This is a genomic window from Longimonas sp., assembly GCF_040409695.1.
In the GTDB taxonomy this organism is placed as follows: Bacteria; Bacteroidota; Rhodothermia; order Rhodothermales; family Salinibacteraceae; genus Longimonas.
The window spans coordinates 1-17,013 of the sequence record NZ_JARWGJ010000136.1; the positions used below are offsets into that span (position 1 = coordinate 1).

The 17,013-nt window shown below is 62.7% G+C and carries 14 protein-coding genes; 11 read left to right on the plus strand and 3 right to left on the minus strand.

The window, feature by feature from the left end:
* The 6 genes from PPP56_RS08450 to thrC form a co-directional block, all read left to right on the plus strand.
* Window positions 1-1,815 (plus strand): ribonucleotide reductase barrel domain-containing protein (locus PPP56_RS08450; RefSeq protein WP_502912569.1); only part of this gene is annotated, 1,815 nt, incomplete at its 5' end.
* Between the two features lie 106 nt (window positions 1,816-1,921).
* On the plus strand, window positions 1,922-2,101 hold the full coding sequence (locus tag PPP56_RS08455; protein WP_353563605.1) for a hypothetical protein: 180 nt from the start codon (window positions 1,922-1,924) through the stop codon (window positions 2,099-2,101).
* 101 nt (window positions 2,102-2,202) lie between these two features.
* Window positions 2,203-4,659 (plus strand): bifunctional aspartate kinase/homoserine dehydrogenase I, encoded by a 2,457-nt coding sequence (gene thrA / locus PPP56_RS08460; RefSeq protein ID WP_353563606.1) that lies wholly within the window; start codon window positions 2,203-2,205, stop codon window positions 4,657-4,659.
* A 109-nt stretch (window positions 4,660-4,768) separates the two neighbouring features.
* Window positions 4,769-5,761 carry a homoserine kinase gene (locus PPP56_RS08465; protein ID WP_353563607.1) on the plus strand — a complete coding sequence of 331 codons (993 nt, stop codon included), beginning with the start codon at window positions 4,769-4,771 and terminating at the stop codon, window positions 5,759-5,761.
* A 46-nt stretch (window positions 5,762-5,807) separates the two neighbouring features.
* Window positions 5,808-6,917 (plus strand): mechanosensitive ion channel family protein, encoded by a 1,110-nt coding sequence (locus PPP56_RS08470; RefSeq protein ID WP_353563608.1) that lies wholly within the window; start codon window positions 5,808-5,810, stop codon window positions 6,915-6,917.
* Between the two features lie 42 nt (window positions 6,918-6,959).
* Window positions 6,960-8,237 (plus strand): threonine synthase, encoded by a 1,278-nt coding sequence (thrC, locus tag PPP56_RS08475; protein ID WP_353563609.1) that lies wholly within the window; start codon window positions 6,960-6,962, stop codon window positions 8,235-8,237.
* 63 nt (window positions 8,238-8,300) lie between these two features.
* On the opposite strand, the gene radA is transcribed toward thrC, so the two are convergent.
* Entirely contained in the window at window positions 8,301-9,668 is a 1,368-nt protein-coding gene (radA, locus tag PPP56_RS08480) for a DNA repair protein RadA (RefSeq protein ID WP_353563610.1), read from the minus strand.
* 323 nt (window positions 9,669-9,991) lie between these two features.
* Here radA and PPP56_RS08485 point away from each other — a divergent pair, with 323 nt between their 5' ends.
* The 5 genes from PPP56_RS08485 (at window position 9,992) to PPP56_RS08505 (ending at window position 14,377) form a co-directional block, all read left to right on the plus strand.
* Complete coding sequence (locus tag PPP56_RS08485; protein ID WP_353563611.1) at window positions 9,992-10,744, plus strand: MlaE family ABC transporter permease; 753 nt, start codon at window positions 9,992-9,994, stop codon at window positions 10,742-10,744.
* 89 nt (window positions 10,745-10,833) lie between these two features.
* The gene (locus PPP56_RS08490) at window positions 10,834-11,598 is read left to right on the plus strand and encodes an ABC transporter ATP-binding protein (protein WP_353563612.1); all 765 of its coding nucleotides are present in this window, start codon (window positions 10,834-10,836) and stop codon (window positions 11,596-11,598) included.
* 24 nt (window positions 11,599-11,622) lie between these two features.
* Window positions 11,623-12,552 carry an MlaD family protein gene (locus tag PPP56_RS08495; protein ID WP_353563613.1) on the plus strand — a complete coding sequence of 310 codons (930 nt, stop codon included), beginning with the start codon at window positions 11,623-11,625 and terminating at the stop codon, window positions 12,550-12,552.
* A 66-nt stretch (window positions 12,553-12,618) separates the two neighbouring features.
* Window positions 12,619-13,803: a DUF445 domain-containing protein gene (locus PPP56_RS08500; protein ID WP_353563614.1), complete on the plus strand. Its 1,185-nt coding sequence runs from the start codon at window positions 12,619-12,621 to the stop codon at window positions 13,801-13,803.
* A gap of 112 nt (window positions 13,804-13,915) precedes the next feature.
* Complete coding sequence (locus PPP56_RS08505; RefSeq protein ID WP_353563615.1) at window positions 13,916-14,377, plus strand: hypothetical protein; 462 nt, start codon at window positions 13,916-13,918, stop codon at window positions 14,375-14,377.
* 55 nt (window positions 14,378-14,432) lie between these two features.
* On the opposite strand, the gene PPP56_RS08510 is transcribed toward PPP56_RS08505, so the two are convergent.
* The gene (locus PPP56_RS08510) at window positions 14,433-16,235 is read right to left on the minus strand and encodes an ABC transporter ATP-binding protein (RefSeq protein ID WP_353563616.1); all 1,803 of its coding nucleotides are present in this window, start codon (window positions 16,233-16,235) and stop codon (window positions 14,433-14,435) included.
* 177 nt (window positions 16,236-16,412) lie between these two features.
* A complete protein-coding gene (locus tag PPP56_RS08515; protein WP_353563617.1) occupies window positions 16,413-17,012 on the minus strand; it encodes a Crp/Fnr family transcriptional regulator in 600 nt (199 codons plus the stop codon).
* Between the last annotated feature and the right edge of the window lies 1 nt (window position 17,013).

A 17,013-nucleotide genomic window follows, 5' to 3' on the forward strand; every position in this document is an offset into this window, starting at 1 on the left:
GCGGCGCGCATCTACATTACGGCCCAGGAGATTCTGGTGGATAACGCCGGCTATCCTTCCGAATCCATTGCCCGAAACAGCCACCGGCTGCGTCCGCTCGGACTTGGTTTCGCCAACATCGGTGCGCTGCTCATGGCGATGGGGCTGCCGTACGACAGCGACGAAGGTCGCGCCGTGGCGGGGGCCATCATGGCGATTGAGCACAGCGAAGCGTATGCGCGCAGCGCCGAGATTGCCGCGAACAAGGGCATTGGTCCGTTTGAGGAATATGCCACGAACGAAGAGCCGATGCTCAACGTGATGCGCATGCATCGCGATGCGGTGCACGACATCGACCGCGACAACTGCCCGGATGATCTGCTGCAGGCTGCGCACGAGAGCGCCGAACGCATGGTCGCGCTGGGCAAGCGCCACGGCTACCGCAATGCGCAGTCCACGGTACTGGCACCTACCGGCACCATTGGCTTCTTCATGGATTGCGATACCACCGGCATTGAGCCCGATATTGCACTGGTGAAGTACAAGCTGCTGGCCGGCGATGGGGAAGGCATGTTCAAGATCGTGAACAAGACGGTGCCGTTGGCACTGAACCGCCTGGGCTACTCCGAAAATGAGATCGAGGCGATCATCGCCTATATCGACGAGCACGATACGATCGAGGGCGCGCCGCAGCTCAAAGATGAGCATCTGCCGGTATTCGACTGCGCATTTGCGCCAAACAACGGCGAGCGGTCGATTCACCACCTCGGCCACATCAAGATGATGGGCGCGGTGCAGCCGTTCGTCTCGGGGGCCATCAGCAAGACCGTGAATATGCCCGAGAACGTCGACCCCGACGACATCGCCGATGCCTACCAGAAAGGCTGGGAGGTCGGCTGTAAGGCGGTCGCGATCTACCGCGAGAACTCGAAGCGGAGTCAGCCCCTGTCGACCAGCGAAGGCGGCAACACGCAGAAGTCCGACGCCGAGAAAGCCGCTGCCAAGGAGGCCGCCGCCCAGGCCGAACCCTCGGGCGACGGCGCGATGCCTGACGCCGAGCCTGCCGACCCGGAGATCCGCGAGAAGGTCGTGTACAAGCCGACCCGCAAGCGTTTGCCGGATGAGCGTCCGTCGATCACGCATAAGTTCTCGATTGCTGGGCACGAAGGCTACCTGACGGTGGGGCTCTATCCTGAGACCGAGCAGCCGGGTGAGATCTTCATCACCATTGCCAAACAGGGCTCGACCCTTGCCGGCATGATGGATGCCTTTGCCACCAGCGTATCGATTGCGCTGCAGTATGGCGTGCCGCTGGAGGATCTGTGCCGCAAGTTCAGCCACATGCGGTTTGAGCCAAGCGGCTTCACCAACAACAAGCAGATCCCCATCGCCAAGTCGATGATGGACTACATCTTCCGATACCTATCCATCAAGTTTCTGGATGCGGAACCAAAGACGTCCGGTGTGGCGGAGGGTACCGAAAACCCTAAGTCCGCCGCTATGGGGCAGAACACCCGTAGCGGCGAAGCGGCCTCCGACACCGCCCAGGCCGAACTCGACTTCGGAACGATGAACGCGCCCGCGTCCGAGACGCCGGCATCCAAGCAAGCCCAGCCGGTCGACGACGAGGACTCGCTTATCGGTCAGACCATCGATGCCTTCATAGAGACCGCGAGCGACGCCCCGGCCCAGAAGGCGGCCATGCAGACCACAGCGAAAACCACCTACAAGAACCAGGAGGATTCGCCGCCCTGCAGCAACTGCGGCACGATCACCGTGCGCAGCGGCGCCTGCTACATCTGCCCGGCGTGTGGCACGAGTAGCGGATGTGGGTGATGCCGCGTACGTTCATCGCTGGCACCAACCGCGCCCGGTCGCCCTGCATGGGAGGCCGGGCGTGTTGTTGTGTGAGTGTTCATCCGTTGAGTGCTCATCCGTGCGAATGGAATCGATTCTGTGTCCACCGGGCCGGGTTGTCGTGAATGTACCGGCGGATGCGATGCAGGAAACGGCGGTTGCGGATGATGTGGTCGTAGAAATTGCGTTGCCACACGGTAGCGCCTGGTGTATCGCGGTGGCGGTTGATCTGTTTACTTCGTCGGTCGTTTCGCCCCTCCGGTGATCATGTTTATTATCTGTGCCTCCCCGCATGCAACCGCTTAACGGGCGCATCCGTTAAGCGCACGTCAACTGAACTGCTTGCCCCTCAACACCTGTTGTTCTATGCCCGACCCGTCTCCGTGGACCGTCTATAAGTTTGGCGGTACCAGTCTTGCCGATGCCGACCGCCTCAAGCATGTCGCTACGCTCATTCAGCAGTGCAATCCCCCGTGCGCTACCGTCGTATCGGCCATGGGAGGCACAACCGACAGATTGCTTGCACTTGCTGACACAACGCAGCCGCACAAAGCGCGTCTCGAACAAGCCGAGGCGATCCGGCAGGCGCAGCACGAGTATGTGCATGCCGTGCTCAGCGAAAGCGCGGCCCGCGATGCGGCCAACGCGGTGGATCGCGACGTGCAGACCATTCGCGATGTGCTGCAGACCGGCGAGCTCCTCGGCACGGTATCGGACACAGCCCGTGACCTGATTGCAGGATTCGGCGAGGTCTGGAGCGCACGGCTCCTGCATGCCCGCCTGGCAGATGCGGGGGTGCAATCGGCCTTCTTGAATGCGCGGGACGTGCTCATCGTGCGTCACGACACGATGGGGCCGACGGTCGACCGCGAGGCCACGCGTACACGCTGGGAGCGCTGGCGTGCAGAGCATGCCGAGGCCGACGTGCTGATCGTAACAGGCTACGTGGCGTCTACGCCAAAGGGGGCCCCAACGACGCTCGGACGCAACGGCAGCGACTTTTCGGCAGCGATCGTTGCGTCGCTACTGGAGGCCAGCGCGGTGCATATCTGGACCGACGTAGATGGCGTGATGAGCGCCGACCCGCGCCTGGTGCCCGACGCGCAGCGCCTCGACGCGATCTCGTATCAGGAGGCCATGGAGCTGGCCTACTTTGGCGCAAAGGTGATCCATCCGCGTACGCTGGCCCCAGCGTTCGACCGTGAGATACCCATCCACATCCGCAACACCTTTTCACCGGAAGATCCGGGCACCCGCATCCACCTGAACGGCGAAACGGAGCGCCCCGTGAAGGGCTTTGCTACGATCAACGACCTGGCGCTGGTCAATCTGGAAGGGTCGGGGATGATGGGCGTTCCGGGGATCGCCCGGCGGCTCTTTAGCGCGCTGGAAGATGCGAACGTGTCGGTGGTCGTTATCTCGCAGGGCAGCTCGGAGCACTCCATCTGCTTCGCGGTGCCCCAGGCCCAGGCCGATGCCGCCCGCGCCGCTGCCGAAGACGCCTTCTATGCCGAGATTCACCAGGGCCACCTGCATCCGGTGCAGGTAACCGACCGGTGCAGCGTGCTTGCGGTGGTGGGCGATCGGATGGCGGGCACGCCGGGCATCGCCGCCACGTTCTTCGGCGCGCTCGGACAGGCGGGCGTGAACGTGCGGGCCATGGCACAGGGCTCCTCCGAGCGCAACATCACCGCTGTGGTCGATGGCGACGACGCCACCAGGGCGCTGCGCGCTGCGCACGCCGGGTTCTACCTCTCGAACCACACCCTCTCGGTAGGCATCATCGGACCGGGCAATGTGGGCGGAGCGCTCCTCGCACAGCTTGACTCGCAGGCCGAGCGGCTGCGTGAGGAGCAGCGCATTGATATCCGGGTGCGCGGCATTGCCAACAGCAGCTACATGGCACTCGATGAGCAGCGCCTGGATCTGGACGGCTGGCAGGAGGCGCTCCGCGAGCAGGCGCATCCGAGCGACCTCGACGTGCTGGCCGACCACGTCCAGACCGACTACCACCCGCACGCGGTGCTCATCGACTGCACGTCGAGTCCGGCTGTGGCAGCGCGATATACCCGCTGGCTGGAGCAGGGCATCCACGTGGTGACGCCCAACAAAAAAGCGAGCACCGCGCCGCTCTCGGCGTACCGCGCGCTACAACAGGCCCGGCGCTCCGCATCCGCCCGATACCTCTATGAGACGACCGTGGGGGCCGGGCTGCCCATCATTCAGACGCTGAACAACCTGGTCGAAACCGGCGACCGCGTGCTGCGCATTGAGGGGATTCTGTCGGGCACGCTGTCGTACCTCTTCAACGCATTTGACGGCGAGCGCGCGTTTTCCGATATTCTGCGCGAAGCGAAGGCCAACGGTTTCACCGAGCCCGACCCGCGCGACGACCTGTCGGGGATGGACGTAGCCCGCAAGGTGGTCATTCTCGGGCGCGAGATGGGGCTCGACATTACGCTCGACGACGTTGCGGTGGAGAGCCTGGTGCCCAATGCGCTTACCGATGGTTCGGTGGATGCGTTTATGGCGGGCCTGCCCGAGCACGACGAGGCCATGACGAACATTCTGCGCGAGGCCCGCGCGGCCGGACAGGTGCTTCGGTTTGTAGGAGCGGTCGACCACACCGGCGAGGCGTCGGTGCGCCTGGGGCGATACGACGACGAGCATGCGTTTGCGCGCATCCACCGCACCGACAACATCGTGCAGTTCCGCACCGAACGCTACAACGAGAACCCGCTCATCGTGCAGGGCCCCGGTGCCGGACCCGATGTGACGGCCGCGGGCGTGTTTGCTGACCTGCTGCGTATTGTGGATGCGTAACAGGCACCGACTCCGTGCATCCGTGGCAATTCCGCCCGTACGGACACGGCGCGCCGTGTCCCTACCCGCGATGTACAATGCAAGTACAATACAAATCGACACGGTTCATATGGCAACAGACATCGATACCCAATCCGACGCCATCCCCACCACCGCCACGGCCCGCTCCCCCGGATCCATCGGCAATGTGGCCGTAGGCTACGACGTGCTGGGCGGGGCCTTCGATGCGGTGCACGACCGCGTGCGCATCGAGCGCATTGACCACCCGACTGTCGAGATTGGCTCGATAACCGGATGCGTAACGGAGCTGCCGCGTCAGCCGAAGGCGAACACCGCCACGGTGGGCCTACTGGCGCTGCTGGCCGATCGCGACCTGCCGTACGGCTTTCGCGTGCACATCCACAAGGGCATTCCGCTGAGCTCGGGCATGGGCGGGTCCGCCGCCTCGGCAGTGGCCGCCATGAAAGCCGCGCAGGTCCTGGTCGACCCGCCCCTGACCGACGACGAGGTGCTGCATTACGCGCTGCTCGGCGAAAAAGTGGCCAGCGGGGCGCTTCATGGCGACAACGTAGTGCCCATGGTTTATGGCGGTGTAGCGCTCACGCGCAGCCTCGACCCGATCGATGTCGTGCCCATTTCGGTGCCTGAGGGCCTGCACGCCGCACTGGCACACCCCCACATGCAGATCTCCACCCGCTCCGCCCGCGCCGTTTTACCCGAGGCAGTGCCCGTGCCCATTGCCGTGCAGCAGAGCGCCAACCTGGCTGCGCTCGTGGCGGGATGTGCGCAGAACAACCTGCCACTCATTGGGCGCTCACTGCGCGACGTGATGATTGAGCCGCACCGGGCGCGCCTCATTCCCGGCTTTGCTGCCGTGCAGGCTGCCGCCCGCGAGGCCGGCGCACTGGGCGGCTCCATTTCGGGCGCCGGACCCAGCGTCTTTGCGTGGTGTCCCGACGCCGCCGTCGCCGAGCGCGTAGGCACCGCCATGCGCCGCGCCTTCGCCACCGAAGACTTAGACGCTGACATCTGGACTGCCCCCGTGGCCAGCACAGGCACGCGGCGGGTGGACGCGCCATCAGACGCACCATCAGAGACGTAAAACCGTTTTGCGCTCCTGATTGCCTCTCAATCGCTTTTACGTACCGATGCAGCTTTTTCTCTACACAACCGCCTGGATGGCGGCCGCTGTTACTATCGGACTCGTTCTCCACGCCGTAGCATTCTGGGGGATGCGTGCGTTGAACACCCGCCTGGGCGGCGATAGCCCCCTGCGCACGAGCCTGCTGGACCGCAGCTATCGTCCCCTGCAGCTGCTGATTCCGCTTCTGGTTGTTCGGGCGCTTCTTCCCGTGTTTGGCCCGGCGGCCGATCCGGCGCTGGAGGAGGGGCTGCGTGCTGCAATGCACACGCTATTCGTGGTGGGTATCGCATGGCTGCTTGTAGCGGGCATCCACGCCATTGAGGATCTGATCGCGGATCGTTTCTCGATCGACGAGGCGGACAACCTGCGCGCTCGCAAGGTCGTAACGCAGACGCGGCTGCTGCGGCGCATCGCCATCATTGTCATAAGTGTGGTGGCGCTTGGCATCATCCTGTTTGAGTATGAGACTTTCCGCAGTCTGGGTACCGGACTGCTGGCCTCGGCAGGCGTTGTCGGTATTGTTGTTGGATTCGCGGCCCAGCGCACGATTGGCACGATCGTAGCCGGGTTTCAGGTGGCGTTCACGCAGCCGATTCGCGTTGATGATGTGGTGATCGTGGAGGGGGATTTCGGATGGGTTGAGGAGATCACACTCACCTATGTGGTGGTGCGCGTGTGGGATCAGCGCCGCATTGTGGTGCCCATCACGTACTTCATTGAACAGCCCTTTCAGAACTGGACACGCGAAACGTCGGAGCTGCTCGGTACGGTGTTTCTCTATGTAGATCATACGGTGCCGTTTGACGAGGTACGTACTGCGCTGGGTGAGATTGTCGAGGACTCGGAGTACTACGACGGGCGCGTGTGGCGTCTGCACGTGACGAACACCACCGAGCGTACGGTAGAGATGCGTGCGCTGATGAGCGCCCGCAGCGCCCCCGACCTGTGGGAGCTCCGCTGCGAGGTCCGCGAGAAGATCGTGGCCTATCTGCAGAAGACGTATCCCGACGCGCTGCCGCGCCTCCGCGCTGAACTGCATGACGAAGCCGGGCGCGCTGAACGGGCGGCTGAACGAGCGTCGGGGCCACCGGGTATGCCCGACCCCTCGTCGTAACGACCGCCCTCTCGCATCCCCCTGAACACACCCTGCCCCCGCATGCATTTCGTAAGCACCCGCGACTCCGACCACCGCGCAACGCCGTCTGAAACCCTGACCCGGGGCCTGGCGCCCGATGGTGGACTCTACGTACCCGCCTCGTTTCCGCAGGTGGATCCTGCCGAAGCGCCTTCGGGCGACATTGCTGACATTGCTACGCACATGCTGGCGCCCTACTTCGAAGACGATCCGCTTGCGCCTGTGCTCGCGGAGGTCTGTGCCGACACGTTCTCGTTTCCGGTGCCGCTGCGTGACCTGGGGCGCAATACGGCGGTGCTGGAGCTCTTTCACGGGCCTACGGCTGCGTTTAAAGACGTGGGCGCGCGCTTCTTGGCGGCGGCGCTTTCGCATCTCAATGAAGGTGCCGACCAGCCGATCACGATTCTGGTGGCTACGTCGGGGGATACGGGGGCGGCGGTGGCCGCTGCGTTCTATGAAAAGCCCAACGTGGAGGTGGTGGTGTCGTATCCGAAGGGACGCGTCTCGGAGCGTCAGGAGAAGCAGCTGACCGGGTGGGATAAGAACGTGCGCACGCTGGCCGTCAACGGCGATTTTGACGATTGCCAGCGCCTGGTGAAGGGGGCGTTTCAGGATGAGGTGCTCTCGACGGAAAAGCGTTTGTCTTCGGCCAACAGCATCAATGTGGGACGCTTGCTGCCGCAGCTTACGTATTACGCTGCCGCCAGCCGCTGGTATGTAGCGCGCCACGGCGAGGCGCCTGGATTCATCGTGCCCTCCGGCAATCTGGGCAACGCGGTTGCGGCGTTTTATGCGCGTGCGATGGGCAGTCCGATCCGCGAGATTGTGATGGCCACCAACGAAAACCGTCCGGTCGTCGATTTTCTGGAAACGGGCACCTGGGAGCCGCACCCCACGCGGGAGACCCTGGCCACGGCGATGGATGTGGGCGACCCGAGCAACATGGAGCGCCTGCGTCACCACTGGCCGGATGTGGATTCGGTGCGTGCGCAGGGTGATGCGGTGCAGGTGTTGGATGCCGAGATCGAACGGCAGATCCAGCAGGGGCCGGCGGTGTGGGATACGGTGTGGGATCCGCATACCGCCACGGCAGCTGCCGCGCGCGAGCAGCGCGACGATGCCCACTGGGTGTTGGTGGCCACGGCGCACCCGGCCAAGTTCGACACCGTGGTGGAGCCGCTCATCGGCGAAACGGTGCCGGTACCCGAGGCCCTCCAGGCCGTGATGCAGCGCTCCACCCCGGCGCCCGTCATCGAGCCCACGATGCAGGCGTATCGTGAGGCCGTGCTTCAGCACTGACCCGGTGTACCGTTTCACGAGGCGCCCCAGTCCGGCGCCCCGGTCCAGTACTACAGTCCGGCGCTATAGCACCGTGTCGAGTACATCCCGGAGCGTATTGGCCCCGATCACGTCGATGCCCTCCGGCGCGGTCGTGTGTTCGAGGTTGTTGGCGGGCACCACCGCCCGCTCGAACCCGAGCTTCGCGGCCTCCTTCAGGCGAGGCCCCAGCTGACTCACCGTGCGAATCTCGCCCCCGAGTCCGACCTCACCAATGAGCACGGCGTTGGTATCCGTAGGCACGTCGCGGAACGACGACACCGCCGCCACCGCGGTGCCCAGATCAACGGCAGGCTCGTTCAGCTTCACACCGCCCGCGATGTTGATGAACACGTCGTGGTCTGAGAACGCGAGTCCGACCCGCTTCTCCAGCACCGCCAGCAGCATCTGCAGGCGCGAGTACTCGAACCCAGTTGCGGTGCGCTGGGGGGTGCCGTACGAGCTGGGCGACACGAGCGCCTGCACCTCTACAAGGATGGGCCGGGTGCCCTCCATCGAACAGACCACTGCCGAGCCGCTTACCCCGTAGCCGCGCTCCGAAAGAAAAATCTCGCTGGGGTTGGGGACTTCGTGCAGGCCGGTTTCGCGCATCTCGAACACCCCGATCTCGTTGGCCGCGCCAAAGCGATTCTTCACGCTACGCAGAATGCGGAACGCATGGTGGCGGTCGCCTTCGAAGTACAGCACCGTATCCACCATATGCTCCAGCACACGCGGTCCGGCGATCGTGCCCTTCTTGGTTACATGGCCGACCAGGAACGTTGAAAACTCGTCTTCTTTGGTGATCTTGAGCAGCGAGGCGGTGCTTTCGCGTACCTGACTGACCGACCCCGGCGCGCTCGACAGATCGGGGCGAAAGATCGTCTGAATTGAGTCTACAATGAGCAGGTCGGGGTCGCAGGAGCGCACGGCAGCGCCAATGGCCTCGACATTGGTTTCTGCAAGCAGAAGCAGCTGATCGCTATCTACACCGAGGCGCTGCGCACGCAGCTTGACCTGCCGCTTCGACTCCTCGCCCGTTACGTATAGGATAGTACGGTCGGGCAAGAAGCGCCCCAACTCGGTCATCAGCGTGCTCTTCCCGATGCCCGGGTCGCCCGCAATGAGGCTGAACGAGCCCTGCATGATACCGCCCCCCATAACGCGGTCGAACTCGGCCATGCCCGTTTCGAGGCGCGTTTCGGGGCCGAGCTCTACGTCGGTAATCGGTTCAGGGGGATTCGTGGTATCCCCATTGCTGCGCGAGGGCGATTTCGGGACACGGGCTTTTACCTTAGACGCTGGCTTTTCCTCGACCAGCGTATTCCAGGCGCCGCAGCCAGAGCACTTGCCCATCCATTTGTGGGCGGTGTGTCCACATTCCTGGCAGACGTAGCGTGATGACGAACCCATATGGTGTAATGAAATGTACGAAAGGGAACCAAAGCAGGTGTGCAAACAGATGCGCACAAGAATGTAAGCGGAGGCACCGGGTCCTGTTCGCTCCCGTACAGCGCAGGTACGACGCATTATATGGGAAATCTGCCTCGCTGGTGCAATGAAGCATCCGGAGGATACCACGTTAACAGGAACCATTCTGCCGGGCGTGGCATGCACCTACTGCTGTCGTTACGACTTGTGCTTATCTGCAGCTTAGGGGTGAAACCTACTGATCCACGCCGTATGCCGGCTGCTTCGCCCCCATTCGCAATCTGTTCGCTGATCCTTATGCCCTGGTGACTGACCGTCTACTTGCTCCTCTGGAAGCTATCGGCAAGTACTTTATCTTGCTGGGGCGTGCCTTCTCGTCGATGGGTGAGGTGCGTACGTACTGGGGAAACTTCGTGACGCAGATGGTGCGCATCGGCGTGGACTCGGTGCCGATCGTTGCTCTGGCCGCTGCGTTCACTGGAGCGGTACTTACCGTACAGACCGCCTATCAACTGCAGGAGTCGTTCGTGCCCAACACGATTATTGGCTCCATCGTCGTTCCGTCTATGATGCTGGAGCTGGCTGCAGTGATCACCGCATTCATCCTGGCCGGGCGCGTTGGCGCGCGGATCGCGGCTGAGCTGGGCACCATGCGCGTGTCTGAGCAGATCGATGCGCTTGAAGTGATGGGCCTCAACTCCATCAGCTTCCTCATTCTCCCCCGCGTGCTGGCAGGCATCGTGATGTTTCCGGTGCTCTACATCTTTGCGTGCCTGATTGGCATTGGTGGCGGCATCCTCATTGCAGAGGCAGGCGGACTGCTCAGTACGACGGAGTTTGTCGAAGGTGCGCGCCAGTTCTACCAGCCGTTCGATCCGTACTTTGGGCTGATCAAGTCGGTCACGTTTGGGTTTATCATCACCTCAATTGCCTGCTACAAGGGGTATTACACCCAGGGCGGCGCAGAAGGCGTAGGGCAAAGCACAACAGAGGCCGCCGTACAGAGCTGTGTGTTTGTGCTCCTGGCCGACCTGGCCCTGGCCATTCTTCTGCTCTAATGCGCTAACCTCTCGGCCCTTCGACGTATGGACTCGTGTTGTCGCGTACGTCTTCGCTTGTTGCATCCGTTTCAGGACTTGCATTGCTCATGATCGAAATCCAGAACCTGCACAAGAGCTTCGGTACGTTAGACGTACTCGAAGATGTATCGCTTGACATTGAAGATGGCGAGACGCTCGCAATTATTGGGCGCTCCGGGTCGGGAAAGAGCGTCCTTATGAAACACATTGTGGGGCTGCTCTCGCCCGACAGAGGCCGCGTGCTGGTTGACAATGTTGACATCTGCTCGGTGTCGTACCAGAAGCTGCGCGAGGTGCGCAAGCGCTTTGGCGTGCTGTTTCAGGGCGGGGCACTCTTCGACTCGATGACGTCGTTCGAGAACGTCGCGTTTCCGCTGCAGTACTTCTCCGATCTTGCAGCAGACGAAGTGAACAACCGCGTCGAAGAATGCCTCTCGCTTGTACGGATGCCCGACGTGGGCCCGAAAAAACCGGCCGAGCTTTCCGGGGGGATGCGGAAGCGTGTTGCCCTGGCACGGGCTATTGCGCTGAAGCCAAAATACATTCTGTACGACGAGCCCACCAGCGGACTCGACCCTGAAACGTCGAACACCATCGATGATCTCATCCAGCATCTGGCTGAAGAGATGAACGTAACCAGTGTAGTCGTGACGCACGACATGCACTCGGTGTTTAATATTGCTGACCGGGCCGCCTTCCTCTACGGAAAGACGCTACACTGGGTAGGACCCGTCGATGACATCCATGCACGAAAAGATACCGTGCTCGACTCGTTTGTGACTGCCAACGAGTACCATGTAGGCACGCCTCGCACCGCCTCTTCTCCTTCGTAATCAGACCACGCGTTACGCACCTTCATGAAATACAGTAATGAACTTAAAGTCGGCATCTCCATCATCCTGGCCGCCGTTGTGCTTGTTGTGGGGGTGCGCTACTTTCAAGACCTGCCACTCTTTCGTGGCAGCTACATCCTGGTTGCCGACTTTGATAACGTAAGCGGGCTGTCTTCGGGCAATCCGGTGCGGCTGAGTGGCGTGAACGTAGGCACGGTCGAGTCCGTGCGGCTTCGCCAAGACGACGAGGTGGTACGGGTACGGTTTCGCGTGAACGACGACGTGCTCATTCCCGAAGGATCTATCGCCGAAGTGAAAGGGTTCTCGGCCCTCGGCGGCGTGCGCCTCGGCATCCGGCCCGGCCCTGCCTCCAACCCGCCCCTGCAGCCGGGCAGCACCATCGAAACCCCCGACGGACCCGGCATAATCGACCAGCTCACGCAGCGCGGCCCTGAGATCACGTCGCAAGCCGATACGGCAATCACCAACACCGCACGCCTAACACAGGCGCTGGCCCAGCAGATGGAAGAAGGGGGCGACCTGCAGCAGACGCTGGCTTCGCTGCGTACCGTCTCTGCCAATCTTGAATCGGTGACCGACGGCGAAGAAGAAACCCTGCGCCGCACGATCCAGAACCTGGAGGGACTCACCGCCGACCTGCACGCCTTCACCAGCGAGAACGCTGACACGCTGGGCGTAACGGTGCAGCGCGTGAATCGCAGTCTCGACCGCCTGGAGCAGAACCTCGCCAACCTTGAACGCACCACCTCGGCCCTTGGCGCAATCTCCGAGCAGATTGAGTCGGGCGAGGGCACCCTCGGCCGCCTTGCCAACGATCCCAGTCTCTACAACAACATCGACTCGGTAACGGTGCGGCTCGACGATCTGCTGCGCGACATCCAGGAAAACCCTCATCGCTACCTCGAAGACATGACGCTGATGCGCGTGTTTTAGCGCCTCGCTCTACGACGGCTCTGACGGCTATGCTCCCCTCCGCTCTGTACTTCCTGTAGGGATACGATGGCTTCCCCCTCTTCCGAGCGCCGCACGCGGTCGTTGCTCCGGCATCTGCTTCGGCACACGGCCTCCACCAGCGAGACCGCGCGTCCGGACCCGCCCCCGAAAAATGATAGCGCGCACGCGCGTTGGCTTCCGGTGCTCCGTACCGTACCGGTGCTCCTCGCCATCGGGTTTGTGCTCTCGTTCGTGTGGGACTTCGACGGGGTGGTGTGGAACCTCGGGGTCGTTACGCTTCCGGCTGAGGGGCTGCTTCGCATCCTGTGCGTGAGCGGCCTCATCGGGTTTAGCACAAACTGGTTGGCCATCACCATGCTGTTTCAGCCCCGCGAGAAGCGCCCGATCATCGGGCAAGGGCTGGTGCCGGCGCAGCGTGAGTACGTTGCGCATCGGCTCGCCAAAGCGGTATCAGACGAGCTGATCAACGCGGAGATCTTGCAGGATACCCTGCGTGCGAACGAGTGGCCTGCCCGGCTGCGGCGGGCCACTACCACGCTTACACACGACCTGATGAACGACCCTGCCTTTCAGGAGGCGCTATCGGACTGGCTGCGCGATGCGCTTCACGATGTGCTCGATGCGCCAGCCACGCAAGATCGGCTGCGCCAGACGGTGCTCGAAGCGCTGGAGCACGAAAACATCCCGGGCATGTCGGGGTGGATGCTGCGTACGGTGCGTAACCTGCGTCCCGATCTTGTCGAGGAGCATGTCGAAGCGCTGCTGGCCGAGCTGCCGCAGGCCGCGCCGCGCCTGTCGCACGAGATTGTGACGACCGCCGAGCGCTTCCCGGCGTACCTCCGCCTGCACCACCAGGCGGTCGACGCCACCAGCACCCTCGTGCTGTCGCGGCTCATCCAGCACGTGCCTATCGACCGCATCATCCTGGAGAAAGTGCGCGCCTACGACGAGCGTCAGCTGGAGCGCCTCCTGAAACGCACCACCAACACGCAGCTCACGTATATCAAGTACCTGGGGGCGGTGCTGGGCACGCTGGGCGGATGGGTCATCTGGGCACCCGGACCCGCACTGGCGGTGCTGGGCACGCTGGGCGGTGGGGTGGCTCTTTTGGATGCGATGCTCTATCGCTGGCAGCGACGATCATCCCCATCCCCGAACGGAGACCCTTCGGATGGTGAATCGGCCTCGCAAGAGGAGACGAGCGCTTCAGATGCACGCGTCAATTCGTGAACGCAAGCCGCCAGCGCCCCGCATCCCTCTGCATCCCTCTGCAACGATCTATTGCCGTTTGCCTTTACGAGTCTGCCTTTACAAGTCTGCCTTCACAAAATAGCAGCGCGCCATGATTCAGAAAGATGTGCTCATGCGTCAGATTCAGCAGATGACCGAGGCGCTGGCCGAAGCCCTTGCGCTCATCAGCGACGGCCGCACCGACGAGGCGCAGCACGAGATCGCGGAGGCCCTCGACGACCTGACCGAGCCGGGCACGCTGCCGCTGCACGAGCGTCCGGTAGCAGATGCGATTGCGCACTGCACCATAGACGGCTCGCTCTCGACCGATCTGGCGCTGCAGGTTGCGGATATGCTGCGCCACCAAGGCGATCTGCTGCGCCGCCAGGACCGGTTTGTGCAGGGACAGCACTGCCACGTGCGGGCGCTTGCGTTATACGAGGCGCTGCTGCAGGCATCGACGCCCGACACCCCGCTTCCGCTCGACATCCACGACCGCATTGCGCACTTGAAAGACCAGATCGACCCCGAGCAGCTTACCGGCGACGAGCGCGCCGTGACCGATCTCACGTAATTGACCTCGCGTAAAACAGCGCTACGTCGTATATATTCGTGGCATATGCCATCGGCTACTCCATCGAGTCGATCTCTTGCGCGAGCTGCTGCTTGCGGCAGAGCGTAGCGTAGAGCCCATCCTCGTTGATCAGCTCCTCGTGCGTGCCTTTCTGCACGATGCGGCCCTCGTCCATTACCAGAATGAGATCGGCGTCTTGCACGGCCGACATGCGATGGGTTACGATGACGAGCGTCTGGTCGCCCTGGCGTTCGCGCAGGCGCTTCAGGATGCGCTGCTCGGTACGCGTGTCGACAGCCGAGAGCGCATCATCGAAGATCAGGATGCGTGGGTTGCGGATGAGCGCGCGGGCAATAGAGGTGCGCTGCTTCTGTCCGCCCGAAAGCGTAATGCCGCGCTCGCCCACGTACGTGTCGAACCCATCAGAGAACTCCTTCACGTTCCCGAGCAGGTCGGCCTCGCGCGCGGCCTCTTTGATCGTTTCGCGGTCGGCGTCGAGCGCGCCAAACGCGATGTTGTTGGCGACGGTGTCGCTAAACAGAAACACATCTTGCGGCACGTAGCCGATGTGGGTGCGCAGCGTATCGAGCGGGATAGATCGCACGTCGCGTGCGTCGATTTCGACGGTGCCGCTGTCGGGGTCGAGGAAGCGCGGGATCATCTCGACGAGGGTCGTCTTTCCGGCGCCGGTGCGTCCAACAACCGCGAGCGTACCGTTTGCGGGCAGGTCGAAACTGACGCGGTCGAGCGCGGGGGCTTCTTCATCGTCGTACTGGAACGAGACATCGCGAAAGGTGATGCGCCCCTTGAGGTCGGTGATCGAGTGATCGGTCTGTTCGCTATCGGCGATGGTGGGCTCGGTATCCAGAATCTTGTTCAGGCGGATGACCGAGGCGGAGGCGCGCTGAATCATGGTAATCACGAACCCGAGCGAGGCCACCGGCCACGTCATGAGGTTCACGTAGATGATGTACTCGGCGATGTTGCCGATGGTAATGACCCCCTCCATCACCATCTGGCCGCCCATCCACACGACGATAATCGTTGACATGCCCACAATGAGCAGGAACGCCGGGCGCCAGGCGGCCTCGACAAGGGCCAGGTCGAGGTTGCGCCATTTGTAACTGTCGCTCTCCTTGTTGAGTGCTTTGGACTCGGAGCCCTCGCGCGTGTAAGCTTTTAGGACGCGCATCCCGGCCAGTGCTTCCTGGATGCGGCTCGTGAGCGAGGAGTACTGCTGCTGCAGGCGGTCGCTGCGCACGTGCACCATGTGCGCCATGAAGAACACCGCCACGGCGAGTAGCGGCATGGGCGCGAGCGCATACAGCGTGAGGCGGGGCGAGATCACGAACATGACCGACACGGCAACGAGCACCATCACGAGCGAGCGCGTCACGTACATGATAGCCGGCCCGATGTAGCGCCGCACCTTCTCGATATCGTCGGTCGAGCGCGTGATAACGTCGCCTGTGGAGTAGTTCTGATAGAACGCTGGCGAGAGCTTCTGCAGGTGGTCGTACAGTTCGTTGCGCAGGTCGTACTCGATATGGCGCGACGCCACCACGACGGTCTGGCGCATCAAGAACTTAAAGATACCACTGATGATGGTGAGCGCCACGATCACCAGCGCAAAGAGCAGGAGTCCGGTAAAGAAATAGACGTAGAGGCTGCTCTGGATGGTGCCGCTCTCAAAGACGTTGTAGAGCCGCACAAAGCGCGGAATGCTGTCGATAGCCTGGCGCACAACCATGGGTACCGTAATCTGGAACCCCGCCGAGATCATCGTGCACAGCAGCCCTGGAATGAACAGGTACTTGTACCGCCAGAAGTAGTGGTTGAGCGTGGAGAGCGGGCCCATGACAGCAGGGTGCGAGACAGAAAAACACAGCGTAGAGAAACCCGCGCTGCGCAGGTGAGATCCATTCGTGCATGCCTACACGTAGGAATGTATCAGGATTGCAGCATGTGAGGCAGGCAATCCAGCGGCAATCCAGTAGCAATTCGCGGCGTGCGTTCTGACTTCCCTGCGCTACGTCTACGTTGGTCTGGAAGAGGCCGCCTCTGTGGCGCGGGCGCTGGCCTCGGCGTAGCTCTGCAGCGCGACCTCATCGCCATCGCGGTCGGCAATGACGTCAATCAGGTCGATGTACTGGCGGGCCATGAGGCGGTTCAGGGTCTGGAGCGCCTCGATGGCAGCGTGCGGGTGACGGTTGTTTAAGCTACTGAGGTCGGGCCGGAAGAGTCCGTAGACCCGCACCGTGGTGATGGCCTCGGCCGTTTCCATGCGGCGGAAGTCGCCCGCCAGCGAGAGGGCCCCGAACAGTCCCCCCGACTCTACAATGCGCATGTCGGTGCGGTCGTGCTCCCAGTCGGCGCAGAGGCGCACCTGGCCTTCCTCCACCACGTACAGGCCAAGTCCGGGGTCGCCTTCGTGGTAGATCACCTCGCCGGGCTGATACGTACGCGGGTGCATGGCTGAGGCGAGCGCGCCCAGGGTGCGGCTGGAGCAAGCCCCGAACACGGTGGTGGCCCGCAGTGCCTCGCGGGCGCGCTCCTTTTCGGCATCGGTGCCGGCTTCCTGAAGCTGCGTGTAGAGGCGCTGCGTGGTGCGTCGCACAAATCCGAAGACAGACATA

What these genes read in the sequence shown, in the direction of transcription:
- PPP56_RS08505 (WP_353563615.1), top strand. Translation starts at nt 13,916, where the DNA reads ATGATTCAGAAAGATGTGCTCATGCGTCAGATTCAGCAGATGACCGAG.
- PPP56_RS08495 (WP_353563613.1), top strand. Translation starts at nt 11,623, where the DNA reads ATGAAATACAGTAATGAACTTAAAGTCGGCATCTCCATCATCCTGGCC.
- thrA (WP_353563606.1), top strand. Translation starts at nt 2,203, where the DNA reads ATGCCCGACCCGTCTCCGTGGACCGTCTATAAGTTTGGCGGTACCAGT.
- PPP56_RS08470 (WP_353563608.1), top strand. Translation starts at nt 5,808, where the DNA reads ATGCAGCTTTTTCTCTACACAACCGCCTGGATGGCGGCCGCTGTTACT.
- PPP56_RS08465 (WP_353563607.1), top strand. Translation starts at nt 4,769, where the DNA reads ATGGCAACAGACATCGATACCCAATCCGACGCCATCCCCACCACCGCC.
- PPP56_RS08455 (WP_353563605.1), top strand. Translation starts at nt 1,922, where the DNA reads ATGGAATCGATTCTGTGTCCACCGGGCCGGGTTGTCGTGAATGTACCG.
- PPP56_RS08510 (WP_353563616.1), bottom strand. Translation starts at nt 16,235, where the DNA reads ATGGGCCCGCTCTCCACGCTCAACCACTACTTCTGGCGGTACAAGTAC.
- PPP56_RS08515 (WP_353563617.1), bottom strand. Translation starts at nt 17,012, where the DNA reads ATGTCTGTCTTCGGATTTGTGCGACGCACCACGCAGCGCCTCTACACG.
- thrC (WP_353563609.1), top strand. Translation starts at nt 6,960, where the DNA reads ATGCATTTCGTAAGCACCCGCGACTCCGACCACCGCGCAACGCCGTCT.
- PPP56_RS08500 (WP_353563614.1), top strand. Translation starts at nt 12,619, where the DNA reads ATGGCTTCCCCCTCTTCCGAGCGCCGCACGCGGTCGTTGCTCCGGCAT.
- PPP56_RS08490 (WP_353563612.1), top strand. Translation starts at nt 10,834, where the DNA reads ATGATCGAAATCCAGAACCTGCACAAGAGCTTCGGTACGTTAGACGTA.
- radA (WP_353563610.1), bottom strand. Translation starts at nt 9,668, where the DNA reads ATGGGTTCGTCATCACGCTACGTCTGCCAGGAATGTGGACACACCGCC.